The 25,909-nt window shown below is 61.2% G+C and carries 24 protein-coding genes; 9 read left to right on the top strand and 15 right to left on the bottom strand.

Annotated elements, in window-relative coordinates; genetic code table 11:
• Positions 1-156 precede the first annotated feature (156 nt).
• Positions 157-1,242: a PEP-CTERM sorting domain-containing protein gene (locus NHH88_18965; protein ID USX11786.1), complete on the top strand. Its 1,086-nt coding sequence runs from the start codon at positions 157-159 to the stop codon at positions 1,240-1,242.
• Here NHH88_18965 and NHH88_18960 read toward each other — a convergent pair.
• Positions 1,167-1,922: a DNA alkylation repair protein gene (locus tag NHH88_18960; protein ID USX11785.1), complete on the bottom strand. Its 756-nt coding sequence runs from the start codon at positions 1,920-1,922 to the stop codon at positions 1,167-1,169. The genes NHH88_18965 and NHH88_18960 overlap by 76 nt on opposite strands.
• Positions 1,923-2,161: 239 nt before the next feature.
• Here NHH88_18960 and NHH88_18955 point away from each other — a divergent pair, with 239 nt between their 5' ends.
• Positions 2,162-2,593, top strand: coding sequence for a YeeE/YedE family protein (locus NHH88_18955; GenBank protein ID USX11784.1), 432 nt, complete (start codon positions 2,162-2,164; stop codon positions 2,591-2,593).
• A 10-nt stretch (positions 2,594-2,603) separates the two neighbouring features.
• Complete coding sequence (locus NHH88_18950) at positions 2,604-3,020, top strand: YeeE/YedE family protein (protein ID USX11783.1); 417 nt, start codon at positions 2,604-2,606, stop codon at positions 3,018-3,020.
• 106 nt (positions 3,021-3,126) lie between these two features.
• Here the strand turns inward: NHH88_18950 and NHH88_18945 are convergent, their stop codons facing one another.
• The 6 genes from NHH88_18945 to NHH88_18920 all read right to left on the bottom strand — a co-directional run bounded on the left by NHH88_18945 (position 3,127) and on the right by NHH88_18920 (position 7,631).
• The gene (locus NHH88_18945) at positions 3,127-3,903 is read right to left on the bottom strand and encodes a peptidylprolyl isomerase (protein USX11782.1); all 777 of its coding nucleotides are present in this window, start codon (positions 3,901-3,903) and stop codon (positions 3,127-3,129) included.
• Positions 3,904-4,002: 99 nt separating this feature from the next.
• Complete coding sequence (locus NHH88_18940; GenBank protein ID USX11781.1) at positions 4,003-4,779, bottom strand: peptidyl-prolyl cis-trans isomerase; 777 nt, start codon at positions 4,777-4,779, stop codon at positions 4,003-4,005.
• Between the two features lie 120 nt (positions 4,780-4,899).
• A complete protein-coding gene (locus NHH88_18935) occupies positions 4,900-5,172 on the bottom strand; it encodes a BolA family transcriptional regulator (GenBank protein ID USX11780.1) in 273 nt (90 codons plus the stop codon).
• The gene (locus NHH88_18930; GenBank protein ID USX11779.1) at positions 5,169-5,798 is read right to left on the bottom strand and encodes a septation protein A; all 630 of its coding nucleotides are present in this window, start codon (positions 5,796-5,798) and stop codon (positions 5,169-5,171) included. Before NHH88_18930 ends, NHH88_18935 begins: the two co-directional genes overlap by 4 nt.
• 22 nt (positions 5,799-5,820) lie before the next feature.
• Positions 5,821-6,219 carry a peptide-methionine (R)-S-oxide reductase MsrB gene (gene msrB, locus NHH88_18925; protein ID USX11778.1) on the bottom strand — a complete coding sequence of 133 codons (399 nt, stop codon included), beginning with the start codon at positions 6,217-6,219 and terminating at the stop codon, positions 5,821-5,823.
• A 14-nt stretch (positions 6,220-6,233) separates the two neighbouring features.
• Positions 6,234-7,631, bottom strand: coding sequence for a YdiU family protein (locus NHH88_18920; protein ID USX11777.1), 1,398 nt, complete (start codon positions 7,629-7,631; stop codon positions 6,234-6,236).
• Positions 7,632-7,904: 273 nt separating this feature from the next.
• On the opposite strand from NHH88_18920, the gene NHH88_18915 reads away from it, so the two are divergent.
• Both NHH88_18915 and NHH88_18910 read left to right on the top strand, forming a co-directional pair.
• Positions 7,905-9,533 carry a 3-(methylthio)propionyl-CoA ligase gene (locus NHH88_18915; protein ID USX17377.1) on the top strand — a complete coding sequence of 543 codons (1,629 nt, stop codon included), beginning with the start codon at positions 7,905-7,907 and terminating at the stop codon, positions 9,531-9,533.
• Positions 9,534-9,537: 4 nt separating this feature from the next.
• Positions 9,538-11,325: a beta-lactamase family protein gene (locus tag NHH88_18910; GenBank protein ID USX11776.1), complete on the top strand. Its 1,788-nt coding sequence runs from the start codon at positions 9,538-9,540 to the stop codon at positions 11,323-11,325.
• Positions 11,326-11,450: 125 nt separating this feature from the next.
• Here NHH88_18910 and NHH88_18905 read toward each other — a convergent pair whose 3' ends face one another.
• Positions 11,451-11,786, bottom strand: a complete 336-nt coding sequence (locus NHH88_18905) for a hypothetical protein (GenBank protein USX11775.1) — start codon at positions 11,784-11,786, stop codon at positions 11,451-11,453.
• 377 nt (positions 11,787-12,163) lie between these two features.
• Here NHH88_18905 and NHH88_18900 point away from each other — a divergent pair, with 377 nt between their 5' ends.
• A complete protein-coding gene (locus NHH88_18900; protein USX11774.1) occupies positions 12,164-12,631 on the top strand; it encodes a hypothetical protein in 468 nt (155 codons plus the stop codon).
• A 239-nt stretch (positions 12,632-12,870) separates the two neighbouring features.
• Here NHH88_18900 and NHH88_18895 read toward each other — a convergent pair whose 3' ends face one another.
• The 5 genes from NHH88_18895 to NHH88_18875 all read right to left on the bottom strand — a co-directional run bounded on the left by NHH88_18895 (position 12,871) and on the right by NHH88_18875 (position 18,283).
• On the bottom strand, positions 12,871-13,566 hold the full coding sequence (locus tag NHH88_18895; GenBank protein USX11773.1) for a DUF4197 domain-containing protein: 696 nt from the start codon (positions 13,564-13,566) through the stop codon (positions 12,871-12,873).
• A 66-nt stretch (positions 13,567-13,632) separates the two neighbouring features.
• Positions 13,633-15,174: a chemotaxis protein CheW gene (locus NHH88_18890; protein USX11772.1), complete on the bottom strand. Its 1,542-nt coding sequence runs from the start codon at positions 15,172-15,174 to the stop codon at positions 13,633-13,635.
• Positions 15,161-15,736: a chemotaxis protein CheD gene (locus NHH88_18885; GenBank protein USX11771.1), complete on the bottom strand. Its 576-nt coding sequence runs from the start codon at positions 15,734-15,736 to the stop codon at positions 15,161-15,163. Before NHH88_18885 ends, NHH88_18890 begins: the two co-directional genes overlap by 14 nt.
• Positions 15,737-15,740: 4 nt before the next feature.
• Positions 15,741-16,577 carry a protein-glutamate O-methyltransferase CheR gene (locus NHH88_18880; GenBank protein ID USX11770.1) on the bottom strand — a complete coding sequence of 279 codons (837 nt, stop codon included), beginning with the start codon at positions 16,575-16,577 and terminating at the stop codon, positions 15,741-15,743.
• Between the two features lie 8 nt (positions 16,578-16,585).
• Positions 16,586-18,283 (bottom strand): methyl-accepting chemotaxis protein, encoded by a 1,698-nt coding sequence (locus tag NHH88_18875; GenBank protein ID USX11769.1) that lies wholly within the window; start codon positions 18,281-18,283, stop codon positions 16,586-16,588.
• Positions 18,284-18,576: 293 nt separating this feature from the next.
• Here NHH88_18875 and NHH88_18870 point away from each other — a divergent pair, with 293 nt between their 5' ends.
• Together NHH88_18870 and NHH88_18865 are read left to right on the top strand one after the other, a co-directional pair.
• Positions 18,577-20,667, top strand: a complete 2,091-nt coding sequence (locus NHH88_18870; protein USX11768.1) for a 3-hydroxyacyl-CoA dehydrogenase NAD-binding domain-containing protein — start codon at positions 18,577-18,579, stop codon at positions 20,665-20,667.
• A 196-nt stretch (positions 20,668-20,863) separates the two neighbouring features.
• On the top strand, positions 20,864-21,499 hold the full coding sequence (locus NHH88_18865) for a PEPxxWA-CTERM sorting domain-containing protein (protein USX11767.1): 636 nt from the start codon (positions 20,864-20,866) through the stop codon (positions 21,497-21,499).
• Positions 21,500-21,570: 71 nt separating this feature from the next.
• On the opposite strand, the gene NHH88_18860 is transcribed toward NHH88_18865, so the two are convergent.
• On the bottom strand, positions 21,571-22,803 hold the full coding sequence (locus tag NHH88_18860; protein USX11766.1) for a lipase family protein: 1,233 nt from the start codon (positions 22,801-22,803) through the stop codon (positions 21,571-21,573).
• Between the two features lie 127 nt (positions 22,804-22,930).
• Here NHH88_18860 and NHH88_18855 point away from each other — a divergent pair, with 127 nt between their 5' ends.
• Positions 22,931-23,953 (top strand): helix-turn-helix transcriptional regulator, encoded by a 1,023-nt coding sequence (locus NHH88_18855; GenBank protein USX11765.1) that lies wholly within the window; start codon positions 22,931-22,933, stop codon positions 23,951-23,953.
• Between the two features lie 188 nt (positions 23,954-24,141).
• On the opposite strand, the gene NHH88_18850 is transcribed toward NHH88_18855, so the two are convergent.
• Positions 24,142-25,839 carry an MHS family MFS transporter gene (locus tag NHH88_18850; protein USX11764.1) on the bottom strand — a complete coding sequence of 566 codons (1,698 nt, stop codon included), beginning with the start codon at positions 25,837-25,839 and terminating at the stop codon, positions 24,142-24,144.
• Between the last annotated feature and the right edge of the window lie 70 nt (positions 25,840-25,909).

Genomic DNA, 25,909 nt, shown 5'->3' with positions numbered 1-25,909 from the left:
GGTGAATATCGAGGCAGCCGGGAGCAATCCCCGCTGCCTCGATTGCTTTATGGTCAAAATTATCGAAAACTTATGAATAGTATTTTCTTAAAATATAATTAATGTTATTGTATTGGCTGGCAAATCTGCCAACTAATTTAATAACCGAGGATTTCGATGAAACTGCGCATACTCGCATCTATTTTGAGTGTCTTGACCTTCTCCGCGCAGGCTGCCGCACCTGGACAGTACTCCGTGACCTCCCTGGGCTCGCTGGTCGGCCTGGATATGAACAACCATGGCCAGGTCGCTGGCTATACTTTTGCCTCCGGCACCCAGCAGGCCGCGATCTACAATGGCGGCGTCGTATCGGGCGTCGCCGGCACCACGGGCATATCGTTCGCCAACGGCATCAACGACGCCGGCCAGATTTCCGGCAATTTCGGTGACTACGCGGAGCGGGGCTTTCTGTATTCGTCAGGCTCCCTGACGGCGATCGCCGGTTTCGAGGCGTACGGTATTGACAACCAAGGCAATGTGGCTGGCATTCTCAGCCACTCGGGGCCGTTTGGTGCTAACACAACAACGTCCTCGCTATACGCCAATGGCCAAACGACGGACGTGAGCCTGGGCGGACAGTTCATGCGCACGATAGGCATCAGCAAGGGCGGTACGATGTACGGCTTCGGAAATCCGGCGGACTCCGGCGGGATGAGTCCATATACGTACCGCAACGGCGTTCTGACCGACTACTCGAGCGTCTTTGGCGATTCGGCCTTCGTCGGCGCGGCCAACGATCATAACCAATTGTTGGGTATGAATACGTCGTCGATGTCGCATTTCACCTACTTCAACGGTGTCGTGGATTACCTGCCGAGCGGCGTAGGTTATCAAAGCCTCAATAATTCCGGTTGGGCCGTTGGTGGGCTGCAGGATACGACCAATTCCAGCTTCCTCAAGGGCCTGTTGCTGGTCGATGGCGTGTCGTATGACTTGAACTCATTGATCGATCCGGCCTCCGGCTGGAACATCACCAGCGCCAGCGTGATCAACGAAAACAACCAGATCCTGGCCCAAGGCTGCAACGCCAGCGGTTGCGGCTCCCTGCTGCTGTCGCCTTTGACGGCAGGTTCGCCTGCGGGTTCCCCGGTTGGCGGCCCGGTCGCGGCCGTTCCGGAACCTGAAACCTACGGCATGATGCTGTTGGGTATGGCCGCTATCGGCGTGGCCGCACGTCGTCGTCGCAAGCAAGCGGCGAAGTAATCGGCGTGTTTTAAGTATCGGGGGGGGAAGTGTTTATTCGCCTCCCGATAACTGAGCGGAGAAAGCCTGGCTTTCTCCGTCAGGGTAAACTCCCGCACGGCCTGCGGATTGTGGCGCGCGTAATCCCTCAGCGCCCAGCCGATGGCTTTCTGAATAAAGAACTCCTTTTCATGCGCGCGTTGCAGCGAATAAGAAAAGAGCAGGGCCTCATCCGTTTTATCCCGCCATCCCAATTGATGCAATATCGCGACCCGCCGCACCCACATATTCTCGTGGCCGATGGCCTGATCCATACCGTCATGCCGATATCGCAAAACCTTGCCGACTACTGATGCGATCGCATCGACCGTATCCCACCACGATTTCGATTGCATCAATTCCATCAAAAAGGGCAAATGCCCGACATCGAGTTTATTAGCGTGCATGGCGAGTAAATCGATGGCCGCATATTGATATTCCCGCTCACGGTAATTCCAAAGCGCCCGCGCCATTGCAATCAATTCGTCCGCGCTGTGTGATTTCATTCCCTTGTAAAGCTGCCTGGTCGCCGCGCGGCGCGCCGGCGTACCAATGCCGAGAAACTCGAACTGATCGCGCATATAGGCGGCCATGGGCGCGCCACGCGAAGGATCGGCAACCTCTTGAAGGGCGAGCGCAATGGCCGCGATATCCGGTTTCATGGGTACGCAAGGGCTACCGGTGATGGATTCAAGCTAAATATTAGCACGTAACCGCCAGAATCTGGTGCAACTTGGCAAGGCCGGTGGGCCAAGCGCCCATCTAAACCACGTAGGGCGGATTAGCGCAGCGTAATCCGCCAAGCTCCGCCGACGGCCCCAAAAACAAATACCGAGTGCAGATGCTATAGTACAAATCAACACAACACCAACCCATCGCTCGATCGCAAAAAGGAACAACGATGTCCATTGATTGGCAATCCTTCACCCCATGGGCATCGCTAGCCGGCGGCCTATTAATCGGCGCGGCAGCGAGTCTGCTCATTCTATTCAACGGAAGAATAGCCGGCATAAGCGGAATAATCGGCGGTTTATTCCACCCTAAAAAAGGCGATACCAGCTGGCGCGCAGCATTCATCGCCGGCCTGCTTGTCGCGCCTTTAATTTACCGGCTATTCACCGAACTACCCACCATTCAAATCGACCCCAATTACGGCATCCTGATAGCCGCCGGCCTGATAGTCGGCGTCGGAACCCGCTACGGCTCTGGCTGCACCAGCGGCCACGGCGTCTGCGGTTTATCCAGGCTATCGCCACGATCGCTGGTGGCGACCATAACCTTTATGGCCGCCGGATTCGCCGCCACCTACGTGGTCCGTCATTTAATAAACTAGGGGAGGGCATATGGCGATATTCACCGCATTACTGGCCGGACTGATTTTCGGCCTCGGCCTGATACTGTCCGGAATGGCCAATCCCGCCAAGGTGCTGGGGTTTCTGGACTTGGCTGGCGCCTGGGACCCCTCCCTGATGTTCGTCATGGGCGGCGCGATCGGCGTGGCGTTTGTAGGCTTCGCGGCGGCCACCCGGCGCAAAGTGACGCCGACCGGCGAACCCATCAACCTGCCCACCGCACGCCAGATCGACCGCCCGTTAGTGATCGGAGCGCTGCTGTTCGGCATCGGCTGGGGCATCGCCGGCTTCTGCCCGGGCCCCGCGCTGGTCGGCGTGGGCATGCTGGAGCCCAAGGCGATGCTGTTCGTGGCGGCCATGCTGGCGGGCATGGGCCTGTTCGAATGGCGCCGCCGCGCCAAGGGCTGAAAGCCGGCCTGAAATACGGTGGCCTGAAAAGCAAAACGCCCGATAAACTTCATCGGGCGTTCGGTTAGGGCAGGCGGCCGGGCCGCACTGCTTGAGCCTGCCAGTATTACTGGACCTTGGCTTTCTTGATCAGTTCGTCGCGGTAAGCGGCGATCTTCTTCTGTTGCAGCGCCTCGGACACCTGGCCTTTGACTTCGGCCAGCGCCGGCAGCTTGGTGGCGCGCGACTCTTCCAGCTTGATGACGTGGTAGCCGAACTCGGTCTTGACCGGGGTTTCGGTGATCGCGCCTGGTTTCAGGGCAATCATGGCGTCAGCGAAAGGCTTGACCAGCTTGGCGGGAGTCATCCAGCCCAGATCGCCGCCGTTGTTGGCCGAACCGTCTTTCGATACCTTGGCCAGTTCTTCGAACTTGCCGCCGGCTTTGAGCTTGGCGATGATGTCCTTGGCTTCCTGTTCGGTGGCTACCAGGATGTGGCGCGAGTGGTATTCCTTGTCGCCGACGGCGGCCTTGTACTTGTCGTATTCGGCCTGGATTTCAGCGTCCTTGACCGGGTTCTTCTTGACGTAGTCGGCCAGCATGGCGTTGATGGTGATGCTTTGCGCGGCGTTGTCGATGGCCGACTTCACTTCCGGCTTGGCGCCATAGCCTTGCTTGCTGGCTTCCTGCAGCAGCACTTCGCGACCGATCAGTTCCTTCTTGACCATTTCGCGCAGCTGCGGGCTGTCGGGCTGCTGGCCTTGGGCGACCACTTGTTTGACCATCTGGTCCACCTTGGCGGCGGGAATAGCCTTTCCATTGACGGTCGCGGCGTTTTGCGCGAAAACCGGGGCTGCAACAACAGCGATCAGTGCTAACAACAGACGGGCTGGCTTCAACATCATTATTAAATCCTATAAAAAAACAAGAAATCGCACTCGGCGGTGCATTGTACCAACGCAGAATCAAAAACGGCGCCCCGCAGGGCGCCGCCTTCTATAACATTACTGCACTTTTGCTTTCTTGACCAGTTCTTCCTGATACGCCTGCAGCTTCTTCTGCGCCAGCGCTTCGGAGATCTGCGGCTTGACTTCTTCCAGGGTCGGCAGCTTGGCCGGACGGATGTCGTCGACCTTGATGACGTGGAAACCGTTCGGAGTCTGCACTGGCTTCTCGGTCACGCCACCTTTTTGCAAGGCCACGAAGGCGGCCGAGAACGCTGGTGGGAAGGACGAAGGGGAGGCCCAGTCCAGATCGCCGCCGTTGGCAGCCGAACCGGTGTCTTTCGAGGTCTTAGCCAGATCTTCGAACTTCGAGCCGGCTTTGAGCTTGGCGATCACGTCGTTGGCTTCGGCTTCGGTCGCGGTCAGGATGTGACGCACGTGGTATTCCTTGTCGCCGGCCTGGGCGGTGAAGCGGTCGTACTCGGCCTTGACGTCAGCGTCGGCGACCGGGTTCTTCTTGATATAGTCGGCGACCATCGCGTTGATGATGATGGCCTGGCGGGCATTGTCGATCTGCGCCTTGACAGCAGCGTCCTTGCCGAAGCCTTGTTTTTCCGCTTCCTGCATCATCACTTCACGGCCGATCAGGTCTTTCTTGATCAGGTCGCGCAGTTGCGGCGAGTCCGGCTGCTGGCCCTGGGCGACGACTTGCTTGACGACGGCTTCGACGCGCGAGGTCGGGATGGCTTTGCCATTAACAACGGCAACGTTCTGTGCGAATGCAGGCACGGCGACAACGAGAAGTGCGATCAGCAAACTGGCTGGCTTGAAAGTCATTATTAATTCCTGTAAGGGGAAAGTTTTAGCGAAATTGCCTGGAAGGAGTTCGGTCAGCTATCTGTCTTTGTGTTCAGTTATTCTTGAAACCGATAGGACCGCTCCTAGCCGGGCGCTACATCATACTTCGGACGGAGCCAATGCGGTAATGGCCAATGCATGTATTTCACTATGCATCATATCGTGCACGGAATCATACACGAGTCGATGTCTTGTGACGAGTTTCAGGCCTTCGAATTGTAACGAAACGATTCTGACATTGTAATGACCACCGCCGGAGGCGGCGCCGGCGTGTCCGGCGTGCATCGCGGAATCGTCTTCCAGCACCAATTCCACGGGCGACAGCGCGGCCTGGAAGCGGCCGCGCATGCGGTCCATGCGGGTATCGCTCATGTCGGATCCTTCATATGGCGCGACAAATAAATCGTCTGCGCAACGATAAAGACAAACATGATGGCCGTCGATCCAAACGCCTTGAAGCTGACCCAGGCGCTGGTATCGCCTTTATAAAGGACGAATGCGACATACCAATTGAGGATGCCCATGGCGGTGAAGAAACCGATCCACGCCAGATTGAGGCGCGACCAGATCACATCCGGCAGTTCGATGATTTCGCCCATCGATTTGCGCATCAGATTCTTTTTAAAGATGAATTCGCTTACCAGCAAACCGACCGCAAAGAACCAATACACGATACTTAGTTTCCATTTGATGAATACTTCATCGTGCAAGTAAATCGTCAGGCCGCCGAAAAACACGAACATGCCCAGCGAGAACCACATGAGGAATTCGACTTTCTGGCCGCGCAGCTTCAGGTAGGCGATCTGGGCGATCGTGCCGATGATGCCGACCAGGGTGGCCAGCACGATCGGCGACTGGTCGGGCGTGACCGAACCGCCCGAGATGATGCCGCTCAGATAAGTGTTGATGAAGTGCTGGGAGGCCTCGGCGTTGGCGCCGGAGAGCTTGTAGGCGCCAAAGAACAGCAGGACCGGCAAAAAGTCGAACAGAAATTTCATGGTGTCTTATTTACTAGTGTTATTAGTCTTGTGGATCGAATCGCAATGAGGCCGAGTTGATGCAATAGCGCAGGCCGGTCGGCGGCGGGCCGTCCGGGAACACGTGGCCCAGGTGGGCATCGCATACCGCGCAAATGATTTCGGTGCGCAGCATACCATGGGTTCGGTCGGTTTTCTCGATCACGTTAGCGGGATCCAGTGCTTCGAAATAGCTCGGCCAGCCGCAGCCGGAATCGAATTTGGCGTCGGAACGGAACAGCGGCGTGTCGCAGCACACGCAGGTGTAGATGCCGTGCTCGTGATGATCCCAGAATTTGCCGGTAAATGCACGCTCGGTGGCGGCATGCCGCGTCACTTGGTACTCCATCGGGTCCAGCATGTCGCGCCATTCGGCGTCGGATTTGGTCACTTTAGTGGTCATGGATTGGTGCTCGCTTAAGAAGAACAGCTGACTTCGAGATGGCTTGCCCAGTCCGGCGGCAAAGCGGCGTAGTGGTCGTGCTCGGGCTGTTCGTCGTAGGGGCGCTGCAATACCGCCAGCAGGCGCGCCACCTCGGAAAAGTCCTTGTTTTGCGCTTTTTCGATGGCCACTTGGGCCAGATAGTTACGCAGCACATATTTGGGGTTGATTTTGTTCATCGCAAGCTGGCGTTGGGCATCGTCGCTGGCCTCGGCTTGCAGACGCTCACGGTACTGGATGGCCCAGGCGTCGAAGGCGGGACGGTCGATGAACAGGTCGCGCAGTGGTTCGTCGCCGCTGGCGTCGGCCGCCTGCAGGCCACTCAGTTTGCGGAAGAAGAGGGTGAAATCGACGCCGTTGGCCTGCATTAGCGCAAACATGGCGTCGAACAGCGCGCGGTCGGCGTCGGCGTGTTGCTCAAGCTGTGCCAGTCCCAGCTTGGCGTGCAGCAGCTCGTCCAGCTTGGCGGCGAACGCCGGTTGATAGACATCGAGCGCGGCCTGTGCGGCCTCGACCTCGCCGATCAACGGCAGCAGCGCCTGGCCCAGCGCGTAGCAGTTCCAGTGGCCGACCTGCGGCTGGTTGCTGTACGAGTAGCGGCCCTGTTGATCGGTGTGGTTGCAGATATGGTCGGGGTCGAAGGCTTCCATGAAGCCGAACGGGCCGTAGTCTATCGTCAAACCCAGGATCGACATATTGTCGGTGTTCATCACGCCGTGCATGAAGCCGACCGCCTGCCAGTGCGCGATCATGTGCGCGGTGCGGACGGAAACTTCACGCAGCAGGCCCACATACGGGTTGTCTTCGGCGCGTAACTCCGGGTAAAACCGGTCGATCACGTAGTCGGCCAGGATTTTCAGCTCGTCCGGCTTGTTGCGGTAGAACCAGTGCTCGAACGAGCCGAAGCGCACGAAGCTAGGCGCCATGCGCACCACGACGGCCGACGTTTCGACCGTTTCGCGCATCACGCCCTGGTCCGAGCCGGCGACAGACAAGGCGCGCGAGGTCGGAATGCCCAGCGCATGCATCGCTTCCGAGCACAGGAATTCGCGGATCGACGAGCGCAGCACGGCGCGGCCGTCGCCCATGCGGGAATAGGGCGTCATGCCGGCGCCTTTCCATTGCAATTCCATCGGGCCTTCGGCGGTGGGCGCCTCGCCAAACAAAATCGCGCGGCCGTCGCCGAGCTGGCCGGCCCAGACGCCGAACTGGTGTCCGGAATAGACGGCCGCCAGCGGCAGCGAGCGGTCCGGAACGGCATTGCCGATCAGGATATCGACGCTATCGGCCAGTTGTTCAGGCTTCAGGCCGATCAGGGCGGCGGCCGGCTCGCTGACCGCGACCAGATAGGGCGCGGGTAGCGGGGTGGGCATGAGCCGGGTATAAAAAGCGGGCGGCAAGGACGCGAAGGAATTGTCCAGCGGCAGATTGGCAGCAGTAATAATAGTATCCGTTCAAGTAGGTTCGGCGGATGACCGCCGGTAGTTTGATGATTTTACCGCAGGCTTCCGGTGCTGCATTGCAGCATCGAAAACCGTTGACGGTGCTTGTTCCGCCCGTCCACACTTGTTTGCATAAATAACCATGTTGCGGAGCGTGCCATGCAATTCAAGAGTTCGGAGAGTCCAGCGGTTCCAGCGGCTCCATTGATGGGGCAGATGATGAGCCAGCCCTTGCTGATCTCCAGCATTATCGAGTTCGCCGCGCGGCACTACGGTGGCAGTGAGATCGTCTCGCGGCGGGTGGAGGGCGACTTGCACCGCTACACTTTCCGCGAATGCCATCAGCGCGCCAAGCGGCTGGCGAACGCGCTGCACGGGCTCGGCGTCGAGCAGGGCGAGCGGGTGGCCACCCTGGCATGGAACGGCTATCGTCATCTTGAAGCGTACTACGGCGTCTCCGGTTCCGGCGCCGTCTTGCACACGATCAATCCGCGCCTGCATCCCGAGCAGCTTGCCTACATTTGCAACCATGCAGAGGACCAGTATTTGCTGTTCGATTTCTGTTTCTTGCCCCTAGTTGAGGCCATCGCGCCCCATTGCAAGACGGTCAAGGGCTTCATCCTGATGGGCGACGCCGACCGCATGCCGGCCGAAACGAAGATACCCAATCTGCTGTGCTACGAAAGCCTGATCGGCGCGCACTCGGACGACTACGCCTGGCCGCAGTTCGACGAGAACACGGCTGCCACGTTGTGCTACACCTCCGGCACCACGGGCAACCCCAAGGGCGCGCTGTACTCCCACCGTTCGACGGTGCTGCACGCGTATGCGTCGGCCATGCCGAACGCGCTCAACGTCTCCTCGCGCGACGTGGTGATGCCGGTCGTGCCCATGTTTCACGTCAACGCCTGGGGACTGCCGTACTCGGTGCCGCTGTCGGGCGCAAAGATGGTGTTCCCCGGTGCCGCGCTGGACGGCAAATCGGTCTACGAGCTGTTCGAGAGCGAACGCGTGACGTTCTCGGCCGGTGTGCCGACCGTCTGGCTGGGGCTGATCAACTACGCGTTGCAGAACAAGCTGAAGTTCTCGACCTTCCGCCGCACGGTGATCGGCGGCTCGGCCTGTCCGCCGGCGATGATGAACACCTTGATCGACGAATTCGGTGTCGAGGTCATTCACGGCTGGGGCATGACGGAAATGTCGCCGCTCGGCACCACCGGCGGCTTGCTAAGCAAGCACACGGAATTGCCGAAGGAGCAGCAGCGCGCCATCCTGCAAAAGCAGGGGCATGCGATCTTTGGCGTGGACATGAAAATCGTCGACGACGATGGCAAGGAGTTGCCGTGGGATGGCGTCAGCTACGGGCATCTGCTGGTGAAGGGCCCATGGGTGCTGGCGAGCTACTTCAAGGACGAGGGCGGCGATGTGCTGGAGGACGGCTGGTTCCCCACCGGCGACGTTGCCACCATCGACGCGGACGGCTTCATGCAGATCACTGACCGCAGCAAGGACGTCATCAAGTCCGGTGGCGAATGGATTGGCACCATAGACCTGGAAAATGTGGCCATGGCGCACCCGGCGGTGATGCAGGCGGCCTGCATCGGCGTCGCGCATCCGAAGTGGGACGAGCGGCCGCTGCTGGTGGTGGTACTGCGGCCGGGGCAGCAGGTGAGCCGCGACGAACTGCTCGCGCACTTCACCGGCAAGGTCGCCAAGTGGTGGTTGCCGGATGACGTCGTGTTCGCCGAGGCATTGCCCGTTGGCGGCACCGGCAAGATACAGAAAAACAAATTGCGCGAGCAGTTTAGGGACTACCAGTTGCCGACGGTTTGAGTCTATGAAACCGACGCACCTCGCCTTTGCGGCAGCACTGCTGCTGGCCTTTCCGTTGGCCGGCAGCGCGGCCGACCCCGCCATTGTCACCGCCGAGGCGTCGCTATCCCCCGAGCAGCAAGTCGAAGCCCTGTTCGCAAAATGGAAGCAGCCCAATGTGCCCGGCGCCGAGGTGGTCGTCATCCGCGACGGCATGGTTGTGCTCAGCAAGGCCTATGGCATGGCCGACCTTGAGCGCGCCGTACCCATTACTACCGAGACGGTGTTCAACATCGGTTCCATCTCCAAGCAGTTCACCGCCTTCGCGATTCAGTTGCTCGCCGCCGACGGCAAGTTGGCGCTCGACGACGATATGCGCAAATATTTGCCGGAGTGGCCAGACCTTAAACATAAGATTACGATCCGCCATCTGTTGCACCATACCAGCGGCCTGCGTGATTCGTCGAACCTGCTCTATCTGGCCGGCTGGCGATACGATGACGTCGCGACCTCGGACGACCTCCTGACCATGCTCAAACAGCAGCGCACGCTGAACTTCGCGCCAGGTGTCGAACACTTGTACAACAATACGGGCTACGTCGTGCTGGCGGCGATCGTCGAGCGGGTGTCCGGCAAGCCACTTGGCGCGTTCGCGAAAGAGCGCATCTTCGATCCGCTGGGCATGAAGCACACGCGTTTCCTGGCGAGCCATACCGAACTCGTGCCCAACCGCGCGCTGTCGTACCAGCTCGCGCAGGATGGCGCCTATCGATATTCACCGGTGAGCAAGGTGGCGCCAGGACCGAGCGACGTGCTCACGACAGCGGAGGACCTGGCGCTGTGGGACGCTAATTTTGACGACGGCCGGATCGGCGGCAAGGAGGTCCAGACGAGGATGCTGGAAGCTGGCGTGCTCAACAGCGGCGCGCCGGTCAACTACGCCTCCGGTTTGTACTTCGACACTTACCGGGGCTTGAAGTTGGTCGAACATTTGGGCACCGTCGGCGGATACATCTCGTTGATGTCGCGCTTCCCGAGCCAGCACTTCACCGTCGTCGTGCTGGCCAATGCGCGCAGCGTTAATCCGGTCAAACTTTCTCGTCAGATCACCGACATCTATCTTGACCGTGAGCTCGCTCCCAAGCCCGTTGCTGCGGCACCCAAGCAATACCCTGCCGAAGTGAAGCTCGACAAGTCACAACTGGCGGCGGTGGCCGGATTCTATGCCCTGGGACCGGACTTCGGCTGCAATTTCACGAGCGAAGATGGCGGCCTGATGATTCAATGCACCGGGCAAGGTAAGTTACCGTTGTACGCGTCGGCCGAGCGCGCGTTTTTTGCCAAGGCGGTCGATGCGCGCTTCAGCTTCGATGCGCCCGGCAAGAATGGTTTGTCGCCGCGCTTCGTTCTACACCAGAATGGCGCGGCCCAGCCGGCACTGCGGGGCCGCAAGCCGGCGCTGTCCCCCAAGGACATGCGCGCGTATGAGGGCCAATATTACAGCGACGAGCTGCGCGTGCTGTACACCGTGGCGCGCAAGGAAGGCAAGCTGGTGATGACCTTTCCCCGCGGCGAGCTATCGATGGACTATGCCGGCGGCGGCAAGTTCTTCGTCGCCGGACCGGTCGGCGTCGCCACTTTCGACTGCGCGATGCCCGCGCGCTGCACGGGCTTCAAGGTGCATGGCGAACGGGTGCGCGAGCTTCGGTTCACCAAAGTAACGATTGTCGCGTCTGGCGCGACCAAGCCTAAAGACTTGCCAGGGAAGCTGGGTAAGCCGGGCGTCCGGGACATTCAATTGCGGTCAAACTGACAAAGAGCAGCATAACGTATCCCACTAAAAGGTTTCCCGCAGAAGGCCCCGGAGTGCGGTATAAGCGTCGACGGCGCTTCCAGTTATCTCCGGTTCTTCCGTTGCAGGACGGCTAGCTCGTGTACTCAAGGTTTTCGCCATCCCGCGTCAACTCGCGCGATAACTTTTCCGCAAGCGAAGAAGCCGCCGTCCCAAAGCTCAAACTTTACACCTGGCTTTATCACGTCAACGAAAAGTTTAGGTTCAAGCACAACACATCGGACCGTGGTCGAGTCATGTCTTTGAAATCCTTGCGCGACGCCCACCCACATTCCTACCGTGTTGAGGCCAATGACGCCATCCATTTTCATCGGCACACGCCTATGCAGATTTTCACCAAAAACGAATCGCTGCTGCCGATCAGCACCATGCTCTCTAAAATGAAAGGATAATTCAGCGGTAAATTGTGTGACAGGTTCCATAAAGATTTTCGTGACGTGTTATGGGGCTGCTGTAGTTGGTAGCGTGCTTCGAACTCTAACTCATCTGACAGCTCGTGTCAGGACAAGTCTAAGCGAGAGCATGTGACGGCGTCCTTACACGCGTTGATCTGGGGCCCGGCTATCGGAGTGACTGCGTTCGGTCGGCCGCCTGCCTTGTTTTGGGGTTTGGTCTATTTCGGTCTATTCCCGGCCTTTCGAGTCTAATCGAGTCTAAATTTCGTCGGTCATAGTCTAAAATGGACCAAAAAATCAACGAGAAAGTCTAATTTGGTCTAACCGCGTGGAGCGAAAGTCTAAAGTGAACGATGATTTCGTTCCGCCCTCTAAGCTTTAGACCATTTTCGACTGGAGGGAATATGAAGTACGAGGCGAAGCAAGCGATCTATCTCCCGATAACTGACTATCTCAATCTAGAATTCTTCCTGATGGATAATCGTCCTGGCGTTAAACCTGGACCCTTCGTGGTTGAACTCGTGAAACGTTGGCTTGCCACTGAAACCGCGCGCCTTGCCTTACGCAACGGGCAAGCGATGCGCGGTTTCCAGTGGAAAAATGTCTTTTTGCCGGAGGGGACAACGCTACGAACCAGCAATGGCGATGTCGTCGAATTTGCCAAAGTCGTGGGCGACCGCATCGTGTCCGACGACGATAGATCGCTAACGCCATCGATGTTCGCCAACCGACATGCAAAAGGACGTAATGCCTGGCGTTTCGTTTGGCTGCGTTTTCCTGGCAACGATCATTGGGTCCGCGCTGGCAACTTCAGAATCCATTCCGAGGACTTGGCGCAAAAGCAGTCTAAAACCGTGATTGCGGCGGTCTAACGCTGTCTATTCGGGCAGCGGGCCGTCTAATTCGGTCGAAAACTTTCATCGAACAGGCGATTCCAGTCTAACCGAGCGGGCACCACTGCCATTTTGGGACTCGATTAGACCGAACGCGCGTGATATAGACCAAATTAGACTGAGTCGCGAAAAAAGAGACCGGGTCCTGTGCACTTAAAGATGGCAGACCGAGCAGAAATCATGCTCGATATATGAGAGTCGGGCTGCGCTTAGCAGCATTACTTGATAGCCCCGAAAACCTTGCCAATCAGCTTGCTGCCGGCCCCCAGCGGATCGGCACGAATGGCTTTCTCTTCCTCACCGATCATCGTGTACAGCCCATCCAGCGCGCGCTTGGTCACATAACCCTCGACGGTCCGCTGGTCTTCCGACACCAAGCCCATGGTCGGCGCCATCGCCATGGTGGAATTGTATTGGGTCGACAGCTTGGAGCGGTCTGTGACCTTTTTGACGATCGGCAGGAATTGCACCGCCAGCTTGGCCGACGTCTTCTCACGGAAGAAATCCGTCACCGAGGTCTCGCCACCGGTGAGGATATTTTTGGCATCGGTCACGCTCATCGACTTGACCGCATCCATCAACAACGGCTTGGCCATCGGCACGGCCGCTTCGGCGGCATGGTTCATCTGCACCACCAGCTCCTCGAGTTTCTGACCCTTGCCCGTCATTTGCAGCAGTGGGCGCGCCTGTTCCAGAATCTTCGGCAGCTGGATGCGGACCTTCTCATTGTTCAGAAAACCATTCTCGGCGCCCAGCTTGGCGACCGCGAGGCTCGAGCCTTGCTCCAGCGCCGCTTTCAAGCCGCCGGTGGCGTCCTTGTTACTGAGGTCGGACAGGGAAATGGCGAAGGCGCTGGCGGCGACCAGTCCAAGCGGGAGCAGCGCAAAGGCGCGGAGGGAAGTAGCGGCGGACATGATGAACCTCAATAAAAAAGCGGCACCGGCGGTCGCCGGCACTCCGCTACTTTACCCGACGCCGTATCAAGCCGCCAGTGCGGGCATTTCGCGCGCCAGACGCTGCAGCAGACGGTCGCACTCGAACACGCTGAGCGTTTTGTGGCTATCGCCTTCGCCTTCGATGTCGATCACTTCCTCCATCTCGCCGCGCGGGCCGTCGTTGACGCTGCTGTTGCGCATCATCTTCGGCGCGGTGAAGCGGCGGTTGTCGTTGACGGTCATGATGTTCTCGACCGCGTCGACCAGCAGCCCGTAGCGGTCCTGTCCGCGCTCGATGACCAGGATCTTTGCCTGGCCGGTCTGCGGGGCCGGCGCCATCTGGTACAGGCTGCGCAGGTCGATCACGCTGATCATCTGCTGGCGCAAATTCAGCATGCCGCGCATGAACGACGGCATGCCCGGCGTATGGGTGACGGCGTCGGAATAGTCGATGATCTCGCGCACCTGCTTGATTTCGATCGCGTAGGTGTTCTCCAGCGCGAAGGTGATGTAGACCTGGCGCTGGTTGCGGCGCGCGTGGCCGTTTTCCTGGCCTCCGGCGCCCGGTTCGTCCTTGGGATACAGGTTGGCGTGGCCGGTGCGCATCGCCACGATCTCGGCGCTCGACAGGATCTGGCGGTGCTCCAGCAGGATGATGTCGCCCAGCTCGGGCTTGGAGATGCAGCCGCCGAACATGCCGGCGCGCGCCTTGCCCAGCATCGGGATCGGCATGATCTCCTCGCTGAAGAAGTTGACGATGTTGTCGACCGAGTCGACCAGGAAGCCGATGGTGGCGTCGTCGATGCGGGCGATCACCACTCGCTGGTCGGGATGGAACACGCGCCCGCCCGGCGGCGGCGCGCTGGCGGTGCCCGGCGTCAGCAAGGTGTGGAAGCACACCACCGCCACCGGGCTGCCACGGAAGTTGATGCGCCCCAGGCACAAGGCGCTGTTCAGCACCGAGGCCTGGATCTCCGGCACGCGGATGATTTCCTGGATGGCGCCCATCTCCAGCGCGAACGACGAGCTGCCGACGCGGAAGCTGACGCATTGGCGCCGCTCGCCCTGGTGTCGCCTCGCCGCCTGGCGGCCTGCGCCTTGCAGCGCCAGCACCTGCGGCACGTTTTCGATGCGCGCCAGCGCGGCCGGGTCGAGCACTTGCAGCAGCCGGGCGCCGTCCTCGAGCAGGATGGTGCCGGCCACCACGCCGTGGCTCTCGCCGGACGCGTAGCTCAGCGTGCTGCGCTGTTCGGGCCGCACGCGCAGGATTTCGCCGGTGGCGTGAAACAGGATGCCGACCAGCACGCCGTCGTAATCGAGGATGGCGATCTTGTGCGTCGGCTCGGCGGCCGGCGCGGCCGGGTTGAACACGCGGCCCAGGTTGACCACCGGGATGACGCTGCCGCGCAGGGTGAACATGCCTTCCAAAAACGCGGGCGACAGCGGCAGCGCGGTCATTTTGTCGGGGAAGTTGACCACTTCGCGTATGCAAAGCGCGGGCAGGGCGAATTCGTCGGGGCCCAGCACGAAGGAGCCGAACAGTTCGGTCGGGCCGGCGGCGGGCGTTTTCTGTTCAAGCATGTGCATGGCGGCGTTCCCGAGGCTGGGCGGTGATGTCGTCGATCTGATAAGTGCAAGTGGCGCAGTCGACGGCCAGGGTGCGGCCCGTCTTGCCGCCGACGCGGCATTCCAGCACGTTCAGGCCGTACAGTTTGAGGTATTTGCGGGCCGCGTCGGCGTTCTGCTGGCCGATCTGGAAGCGCGACGAGCAGGCATCCAGCATCATGCCGCCGCCGGCCACCACCACCACGATGTCGGCGTAATCGGCGACCGTCGCGCCCATCAGGCGCAGCAGGGACGGCACCGCGTGGCTGACGTGGCGCGCGCCAAGTTCCAATTGCGGGCCGGCGGCTTCCGGCAGCAGGCAATGGGCCAGGCCGCAGCGGCCGCGTTTTTTCCACAGGAAGGCGATGCCGACACAGGAGCCCAGCAGCGCCTTCAGTTGTTCGTTGCGGCCGCCGATCTTCAGCTCGCCGATGTTGACATGCTGGAACGGACCGCTGAGGCGGCCGGCCGCGTCGTCGACCGTATTCCAGTCCAGTGTGGGCAGGACGACGGTGTCGCTGATCGGGGGGAGGGTGGCAATCATCTGTTTAGCTATTAAAAGTGTAAATCAACGGCCGCTCGAACTGGCAGGCGGTGTCGAGGCCTGTGATCGATTCGGATTCGCCCAGGATCAAGGGGGCCTCGCGCGCCATACTGCGGCGGACTTGCTGAAGCACCTTTAACTGGTGTTCGCGATCGAAGTAGAACAGTACGTTACGCAGGAACACCAGATCGAACGGGTGATCCGCAAAGGCCGCCGTCGGTCGCAGCGGCGTCAGCAAATTGTGCTGGGCCAAAGTGACATGGTTCTTCAGCGCATCGACCACCTGCAGGCCATCGCCGCTCACTTCGAAATACTCTTTCACTAACTTTGGATGCGAGGCGATCAGGCGCTCGACCGATCTGCCGGCGTACTTGCCCGCGCCAGCCAGCGCCAGCATCTGGCGCGAGATATCGGTGGCCAGGATCTTGTAGCGAAAACCCGGCGTGGCCGCCCGAAACTGCTCGCACAGCATGGCGATCGAATACAGCTCCTCGCCGCTGGAGGTGGCCGCCGACCACACCTTGAGCGTCTCGCCCGGATGCGCTCGCCACCAGCGCGGCAGGAACTCCTGCTCCACGTAGTCCCACACATGCTGCGTGCGGAAAAACAGCGTGTCGTTGGTGGTGACCAGGTCGATAAAGTGCGGCACCTCGGCGTCGTCGTCGCGCACCCGCTGCACGTAGCCCTGGTAGCTGCCGATGTCGAGCGCCAGCATCCGCGGCCGCAAGCGCCGCTCCAGCAGCAGGCTTTTGCGGTCGCTCATGGCGATGCCGGTATGCTCGCGCACCAGCGCGATCAATGCCGACAAGGTCGTCGGTTGGATGCCCGCGCTGTTATCCATCAGTCCACTTAGACCACGAAGCCGGAAACGGTTTTGTTCAGGTCGCCGGCCCGCTCGTTCAGCCCCTCCGTCGAGCGGGCGATGCTGTCGCAGGCGGACGCGGTCTTCTCCGCCTCCTCGGCGATGTACTGCACCGCCGTGCTCACTTCGCGCGCCGTCAGCAGCTGTTCGTTGGTGGCCTTGGAGATGTCGGAAATCGCCATCGTCGTCTTGGCCACGCCGGCGACGATTTTGTCGAAGGCGTCGCTGGCCTGGCGCGAGATCTCGCTGCCGGCCGAGACGCGCTTGACCGATTCGTTGATCAGCTTGGAGATTTCCTTGGTCGCCTGCGAGGAGCGCTCGGCCAGCTTGCGCACCTCGTCGGCCACCACCGAGAAGCCCAGGCCGTGCTCGCCGGCGCGCGCGGCCTCGATGGCGGCGTTGAAGGCCAGCATATTGGTCTGGTTGGCGATCTCGCTGATGACCTTGACGATCTCGCCGATGTCTTCGGACGAGCGGTTGATCAGGTCCATCGCCTCGATCGACTTGGCCACCGCCTTGGCGCCGGCCTCGGCCTCGCGCTGCGTGTCCTTGGCCAGGGTGTCGGCATTGGACGTGTTGCCGGCGATGACGTCGATCGAGTTGGTCAGGCCGTCGATCGAGGCGTTCATCTCCTCGACGGTGGCGCCCAGTGCCTGCGTGCCCATGGCCACGCCGCCGGAGCGCTCGGCGATGGTGGTCGAGGCGTCGGCGAAGCCGTTGGCCGAGGCCACCACCTGGCCGATCACCTTGCGCAGGTCGGCGATCATCTTGCTGATGCCCCCGGCCAGAAGGTCGAGCGGCTCGTCGCCGTCGATGACGACTGTGCTGGTCAGGTCGCCGGCGGCTGCGCGCTCCACCGATTCCAGCAGACGCTTGATCTTGGCGCCGTCCGAGGCCGCCTGGGCGGCTACCGATGCCTCCAGATTCACCTGCGCGGTAATATCGCTGGCGAATTTAACCACCTTATATGGTTTGCCATTTAAATCGAGGATAGGATTATAAGTGGCCTGTATCCATATTGTTTTGCCATTATTGCCGATGCGTTTATAACGGCCCGAATCGAATTCGCCACGATTGAGCTTTTGCCAGAAACGCTTATATTCCGATCCGGTGGCATATTCGGGTTCGCAGAACATCCGGTGGTGTTCGCCGCGAATGTCGTCGATGGTGTAGCCCATCGCGTCGAGGAAGTTGTCGTTGGCGCACAGCACGTGGCCTGTCATGTCGAATTCGATGACCGCCTGCGCCTTGGACATGGCGGCGACCTTGCTTTCGTACTCGGCGTTCTTGAGCTTGGTGTCGGTGATGACGGTGGCGAACTTGATGATCTTGTAGGCCTTGCCGTCGGCGTCGATGATGGGGTTGTAGGAGGCGTTGATCCACACTTCGCGGCCGCCTTTGCCCACGCGCTTGTAGTCGCCACGGTCGTACTCGCCGCGCCCGAGGCGGGCCCAGAAGTCCTTGTACTCGGGCGTTTTCACATACTCGGGGTCGCAGAACATGGCGTGGTGGCGGCCCTGGACTTCGGCCAGGGTGTAGCCGACGGTGGCCAGGAAATTCTCGTTCGCATGCAGGATAATGCCTTCCAGATCGAATTCGATCAGCGCTTGCACGCGGTTCAGCGCGGTATTAATCGCCTGCAAATCCTGATCGCCCGATTGAATCGCCTGTGTATGCACGTCCATAAGAAATCCTATATCTTAGATAATAATAGTGGGTAGATAATGTTTTGCGCTGGTCGCATCCCCGGCGCGGTTTTATATTATTTCCTTTAACCAAGTTAAAAGACAAGCTGAGCCATTCGAATTGAGATGGGCCGTGTACCTTATTTTCCACTCGCGGCCACACTTTCTCCGCGTTTAAAAGCGTGGCCGCCGCATTCAAAACCCGGCGCCCGCCGGCGCGAATTTCCGGTACGATCGTTCTTTTTTACGGTATAGTTGCTTCGTTCCGTTTCACACAACAATAAGGAAGAGACATGACCGCTGAATATCAAGTCCACGGCGCCGTCGCCGTTGTCACCCTCAACAATCCGCCGGTCAACGGCCTGGGCCTGGCCACCCGCACCGCCGCCGTCAAGGGCATCCAGCAGGCGCTGGCGGACGACGCGGTCAAGGCGATCGTCATCACCGGCGCCGGCAAGGCGTTCTCTGGCGGCGCCGACATCAAGGAATTCAATTCGCCCAAGGCGCTCGCCGAACCGAGCCTGCATACCCTGATCGCCACGGCCGAAGGCTCGACCAAGCCGGTGGTGGCGGCCATCCACACGGTGTGCATGGGCGGCGGCCTGGAACTCTCGCTCGGCTGCCACTACCGGGTCGCCATGCCGGGCGCGCAGATCGCGCTGCCGGAGGTCAAGCTGGGACTGCTGCCGGGCGCCGGCGGCACGCAGCGCCTGCCGCGCGTGCTGGGTCTTGAAATGGCGCTCAACATGATCGTCTCCGGCACGCCCGTCGCGTCCGACAAGCTGGCCGGCACGACGGCGCTGTTCGACGAGGTGTTCGCGGCCGACGCCGACCTGCTGGCCTCGGCCATCGCCTTCGCCGAGAAAATCGCCGACGCGCGTCCGCTGCCGAAGGTGCGCGAGCGCAAGGTCGACTACCCGAACCACGAAGCTTTCCTGCAATTCTCGCGCAACACCGTCAAGGCCATGGCCGGCCCGTTCCCGGCGCCGCTCGAGTGCGTGGAGACGGTGGCCGCGTCGGTGACGATGAAGTTCGACGACGGCATGAAGTTCGAGCGCGAGCGTTTCATGCATCTGATCCAGACCACCGAATCGAAGGCGCTGCGCCACGCCTTCTTCGCCGAGCGCATCGCCAGCAAGGTGCCGGACGTGCCGGCCGACACTCCAGTGCGCGCGATCAGGCAGGCGGCCGTGATCGGCGCCGGCATGATGGGCGGCGGCATCGCCATGAACTTCCTCAACGCCGGCATCCCCGTCAAGCTGCTGGAGACCAAACAGGAGGCGCTCGACAAGGGCCTGGCGACCATCCGCAAGAATTACGAAAGCACGATGAAGAAGGGCAAGCTGACGCAGGAGAAGTTCGACCAGCGCATGGCCCTGGTCACCGGCACGCTGGCCTATGAGGACATCGCCGACGCCGATATCGTGGTCGAGGCCGTGTTTGAGGAGATGGGCGTCAAGGAGGCGGTGTTCCGCCGGCTCGACGAGGTGATGAAGCCGGGCGCGATCCTGGCGACCAATACCTCGACACTCGATGTCGACCAGATCGCCGGCTTCACCAGGCGGCCGCAGGATGTCGTCGGCACCCACTTCTTCAGCCCGGCCAACGTGATGAAGCTGCTGGAAATCGTGCGTGGCGCGCAGACCGGCAAGGACGTGCTGGCGACGGCGCTGGCGCTGTCGAAAAAACTGAAGAAAACCGGCGTCGTCTCCGGCGTCTGCGACGGCTTCATCGGCAATCGCATGATCGAGCAGTACAGCCGCCAGGCCGGCTTCCTGCTGGAGGAGGGCGCCTTGCCCGAGCAGGTCGACAAGGCCGCCGAGAAGTTCGGCTGGGCCATGGGGCCGTTCCGCATGGCCGACCTGGCCGGCAACGATATCGGCTGGGCCATCCGCAAGCGCCGCTATGTCGAAAAGCCGGAGATCAGCTATTCCCGGACCGCCGACCTGCTGTGCGAGATGGGTCGCTACGGCCAGAAAACCGGCGGCGGCTGGTACGACTACAAGCCGGGCGACCGCAAGGCCTATCCGAGCGCCGAGGTCGACGCGATGATCGTCGCCCATTCCGCCGAGCTGGGCATCAACCGGCGCAAGATCGGCGACCAGGAGATCGTCGAGCGGCTGGTGTATGCGCTGGTCAATGAGGCCGCCAACATCCTGGAGGAGGGCATCGCCCTGCGCGCGTCCGACATCGACATGGTGTATCTGACCGGTTACGGCTTCCCGCTGTTCCGTGGCGGACCGATGTTCTACGCCGATACGGTGGGTCTGCCGAACGTGCTGGCCGCCATCAATAAGTACGCGCAAGGCCACCACGGCGAGGCGTGGAAGCCGGCGCCGTTGCTGGTGCGGCTGGCCGAGGAGGGCAACGGCTTCAACAGCTAATCCTTGTTGTCAGATGCTCACATGCCATAAAGAAAATTTAATGGCCTGTGAGCATTTTCCTGCAAACCTCGGTATAATTCTCGAAAGCACAATTTCATCGAAGCCCTAAAAAACGGTTCGAGTCGCAGCGTGAGCAAATTGGCATCCCCATTGATGCCCACGTTACAACACAACCACTCCATTTTTAGAGGTACACATGAAACGCATCATCATCGCAGCAGCACTCGCCATCAGCGCATTCTCGACCGCCCACGCGGCCAATATCAACGGCCTGGTCAACACCGGCGTCGGCGCCAGCGGCACTGCCGATACCCACTACGCCCTCAGCTCGGCCAGCACGGCCAGCACCGTTCCCGTCATCACCTACGACAACCAGTGGCCGATCAGCCCGTGGATCGGCAACGACGCCACCTCCAAGTGGATCACGCCGACCGCCGACCAGTCGCAAAGCTTCGATGGGTCGAGTTCGGGCACCTACACGTATTCGCTGTCGTTCGACCTGAGCGGCTTTAAGGCCGGCACCGCCAGCTTCAGCGGCCGCATGGCCGCCGACAACGCCGTGACGGTGCTGCTCAACAGCCACACGATTTCCAGCGCCTCCGGCTTCACCGTCTGGAGCGCTTTCGCCTCGAATGGCGGTTTCATCGACGGCGTCAACACCATCGAGTTCGTGGTCACCAACTGGGCGCAAAACGGCGGCAACCCGACCGGCCTGCGCGTCGAATTTACCGACAGCACCGTCACCCCGGTGCCGGAGCCGGAGACCTACGCCATGATGTTGGGCGGACTGGCACTGGTCGGCGCCATTGCGCGCCGCCGCAAGTCAAAATAATAACAAGTGGGTTCAGCCTTGGGGCCGCCAGCGATGGCGGCCCTTTTTTCGTTTGGCGGCCGCCGGTCAGGTCAAGGCGCGCCGCAGTTGCTGGCGGCCGCGCGTCCGCTGAAGCGCTCCTCGAACCAGGCGGGCAGCACCTTGGCCGCCTGTCCGACCACCGCCTCGTGGTCCAGCCCCGGGAACTCCTGGTAGTCGACGGCCGACCCGGCGCTGCACAATGCCGCACGTTCGCCCTTGGTCAGCGACACCGGGGTGGTGGTGTCAGCCGAGCCCTGGTAGATCTTGAACGGCATCGAGCCGCGCGGGGTGAAGTTGTCGACCGCCGTCATCGCCGTCCACCACGCCGTGCCGGGGGACAGGGCGCCCGGCACGTAGGCATCCTTGACGCCGGCGGCCGCGCTCCACACGTCGAAGCAGCCGCTGGCCAGCACCGGCAACTGCTCCATCGCCTCCGGCGTCAGGAAGTCGCGGTACTTCAGCGCCGGGAAGTAGGCCTGGATGCCGGGCAGGGTCGAGATCACGTAGCCGGCGTTTTCCGTGCTGGTCATCGAGTTCAGGGTCAAGTCCTTGATGCGCACGGCCGGCGCGATCAGGGCCGCGCCCAGGCCGGTGAACTCCGGCGCGTAGCTGGCGGCGATATTTTCCGCCCACATCGTGGTCTGGCCGCCCTGCGACCAGCCGTACATGACGTAGCGGCGCGAGACGTTGGCTTCGCTGAACTTCTGCGCCACGCGCAACATGTCGAGCGAGGCGCGGGCGTTCGGCTGGCCCGCCATGTAGAAGGCGGGGCCGGGCAGGCCGAGGCCCGGGTAATCGCTCATGACCACCACGTGGCCCTTGGCCAGCAGCGCCTCCAGGGCGGGCACGCGCTCCCGGCCGGCTTCGACCCGGCTGCGGCGCGACGGCGCGCAGGCGTCCGCCAGGCCGGCCGTCTCGTGGTTCCACAGCACCACGTCGCGCTGGCCGCCTGCGGACCCGGCGGGGATGTAGATTTCCCCCGACACATAGGCCAGTTTGCCCGGCTGAATTTCCGACACGTAGACCACGTCCCAGGCCTTGGCGCCGGCGGGGGCGTCGGTGCGCAACTGGGCATGGAGGATATCGCCTGCGGCGGAACCGGCTGGCGGGACGGCCGTGATGTCCCAGAACGAGGTGCCCAGCGACACCTCCTTGAAGCCGGCCACGTTGGCTGCGTGCGCGGTGTTGTCGCCGCAGCCGCTGAGCAAGGTGGTCGATAGCGCCGCGCCGCAGGCCAGTATCAGCGCGCCGGCCCGCGCCGCTTTGGTGTGAGTGATTGCCATGAAAAGTCTCCGATTATCGTTATGGGTGATATTTATCAGGTTGCCTGATACTATTCATACTACCGGCTGGCTTGCCGGTGCGGCCCTCCGCAGATGCGGGGGTGGCCGACTAATCGGGGGAGGGCGCGTGCGGGATCGATATCCATGGATCAAGAGCGGCTGCGGGACGGCGGCCGCTGTGCCGCAATCGGTGTATCTGGCATTCAGCGGCGCGGTGCTGGCGCTGGGCGAGCTGGCGCGGGAGGCCGGGCCGGAGCAGTTCTTGCGCGAATCGTTGTTGATACTGCGGCGCTGCATCGGCTTCGATTCCGCCTGGTGGGGCGAGGTGAGTCCGGCCACGGCGGTGCGGGCGCCGCGCAATCTGATGCACGCGAGCATAGGTTTGAGCCAGGACTTCGCGCAGGAATGGAACCAGACGGTGGCCGCGTCCGACAGCTTCGCGCGCGCGTCGATGGACAGCCTGGGCGTGGTGGTGCGCGAAGGCGGCGGCGAGTGTCCGGACGATGCGGAGGAGATGGCCGCGTTCGTCGAGCGGCACGGTCTGCGCACGACCATGGCGATCACCGATGAGTTGCCGGGCAGCGGCTTGCTGTTTTTTGTCTGCCTGTACCGCAACTGTCCGCGTTCGCCTTTCAGCGATCTGGAGAGCATGTTGTTCCAAATGTTCAGCCGGCATTTGCTGCAACACTGGGGCCATCGTTTGGCCGACATACGGGTGTCGAGCCAGGCGACGTCGCTGGCGTCGATGGCGATCTCGGACATGCAAGGGCGCTTGTCGTTTGTGGGCGGCGGCGTCGGCCGGCTGCTGGGGAGCGTTTGCGAGAACTGGCAGGGAACGATCTTGCCGGCGCGGGTGGTCGACGGCCTGTCGCGGGCGCCGTGCGGCATCGCGCTGGCCGGGCGCCGGCTGCTGCTGGACCGCAGCGGGCCGCTCGCGGTGCTGTCGCTGGTGGACGACGGGACGCGCGCGCTGCGGGTCTCGCCGCGCGAACTCAGCGCCGCGATGTTGTACGCGCGCGGCCACTCGTACAAGGAGATCGCCCGGCTGATGGGCCTGACGCCGGCGACGGTGCGCAGCTATCTGAAGAATGCCTACGGCGGCCTGGGCGTGTCCAACAAAATAGAATTGTTAGCCGCGCTCAGCCCGTGATCCACGTAGGGCGGATTAGCGCAGCGTAATCGGCCATGCCGGCGTCGCGTTGACGCATGCATGGCCGATTACGGCGTGCCGCCTAATCCGCCCTACGTGGTTTAGAAGATTTTCAGCACCGCCTAAACAAAAAAAAGCCGGGTCCGCTTAGCGGAACCCGGCCTCTTTGCGCTATTAGCGCGCCAACATTAGTCGTTGGCGTAGATGTTGTTGTCCTTGGTTTCGCGGACGAACAGCGCGCCGATCACGGCGGTGATCAGGGCGATGACGATCGGATACCACAGGCCGTAGTAGATGTCGCCCTTGAACGCGACCAGCGCGAACGAGATCGTCGGCAGCAGACCGCCGAACCAGCCGTTACCGATGTGGTAAGGCAGGGACATCGAGGTGTAGCGGATGCGGGTCGGGAACATTTCAACCAGCATCGCGGCGATCGGGCCGTACACCATCGTCACATACAGCACCAGGATGAACAGGATGCCGATGATCATCGGCTTGTTCATCTGCGATTCGTCGGCCTTGGCTGGATAGCCTGCCACCTTGATCGCGGCCGCCACGTCTTTCTTCAGCGCGGCTTCGGCTTTCTTGCTGTCGGCGTCGAAGTTCAGGCCGTCAGGCGTCATGACAGCGTTGAACGCTGGCACTTCCTTGTCGCCGATCTTGATCTTGGCGACGCTGCCGGCCGGTGCCGCTTCCTTGGTGTAGGCGACCGACGCGTTCGACAGGATGCCGGTGGCGATGTCGCACGACGATGGGAACTTGGCGGTGCCGGTCGGGTTGAACTGGAAGTGGCACGATGCAGGATCGGCGACGACCACGACTGGCGAGTTTTTCAGCGCGGTTTCCAGCGCAGGGTTGCCGTAGTGGGTCAGCGCGCCGAACAGCGGGAAGTAGGTTGCCGCTGCGATCACGCAACCGCCCAGGATGATCCATTTACGACCGATCTTGTCCGACAGCATGCCGAAGAAGATGAAGAACGGCGTGGCCAGGGCCAGCGAGATCGCGGTCATGATGTTGGCGCTGGCGCCATCGATCTTGAGGGTTTGCGTCATGAAGAACAGCGCGTAGAACTGGCCGGTGTACCACACCACCGCCTGGCCCATGGTCAGGCCGACCAGCGCCAGGATTACGACTTTCAGGTTTTTCCACTTGCCGAACGCTTCGCTCAGCGGTGCTTTCGAGGTCTTGCCTTCGGCTTTCATTTTGGCGAAAGCCGGCGATTCGTTCATCGACAGGCGAATCCAGACCGAAACGCCCAGCAGCAGGACCGACACCAGGAACGGCACGCGCCAGCCCCAGGCGTTGAACGCTTCTTCGCCGATGGCGGTGCGGGTGCCCAGGATGACCATCAGCGACAGGAACAGGCCCAGGGTCGCGGTGGTTTGGATCCAGGCGGTGAACGAGCCGCGCTTGCCGTGCGGTGCGTGCTCGGCGACGTAGGTCGCCGCGCCGCCGTACTCGCCGCCCAGTGCCAGGCCCTGCAGGATACGCAGGAACACCAGGATGATCGGCGCGGCGATGCCGATTGCCGCGTAACCCGGCAGCAGGCCGACGATGAAGGTGGACGCGCCCATGATCAGGATGGTGATCAGGAAGGTGTATTTACGGCCGATCATGTCGCCCAGGCGGCCGAACACCAGCGCGCCGAACGGACGCACGATGAAGCCGGCGGCAAAGGCCAGCAGTGCGAAAATGAAGGTGGTGGTGGGGTCGCCGATGAAGAACTGTTTGGCGATGATCGACGCCAGCGCGCCGTACAAATAGAAGTCGTACCATTCAAAGACCGTGCCGAGCGACGAGGCGAAAATCACCTTGCGTTCTTCCGGAGTGATCCCTGCTGCTTTGGGCGGATTGCGCAGGTCTGCAGTGCCTGTTGGGGTTGCCATATATGTCTCCTGTAATTATTTGAACTTCACTAGCCGCGATAGTTACTACTCCGTCAGCTTGAATGCAGTG

Source organism: Oxalobacteraceae bacterium OTU3CAMAD1 (assembly GCA_024123915.1).
Lineage (GTDB): Bacteria > Pseudomonadota > Gammaproteobacteria > Burkholderiales > Burkholderiaceae_D > Rugamonas.
This window is presented reverse-complemented; position numbering and strand designations above follow the sequence as displayed.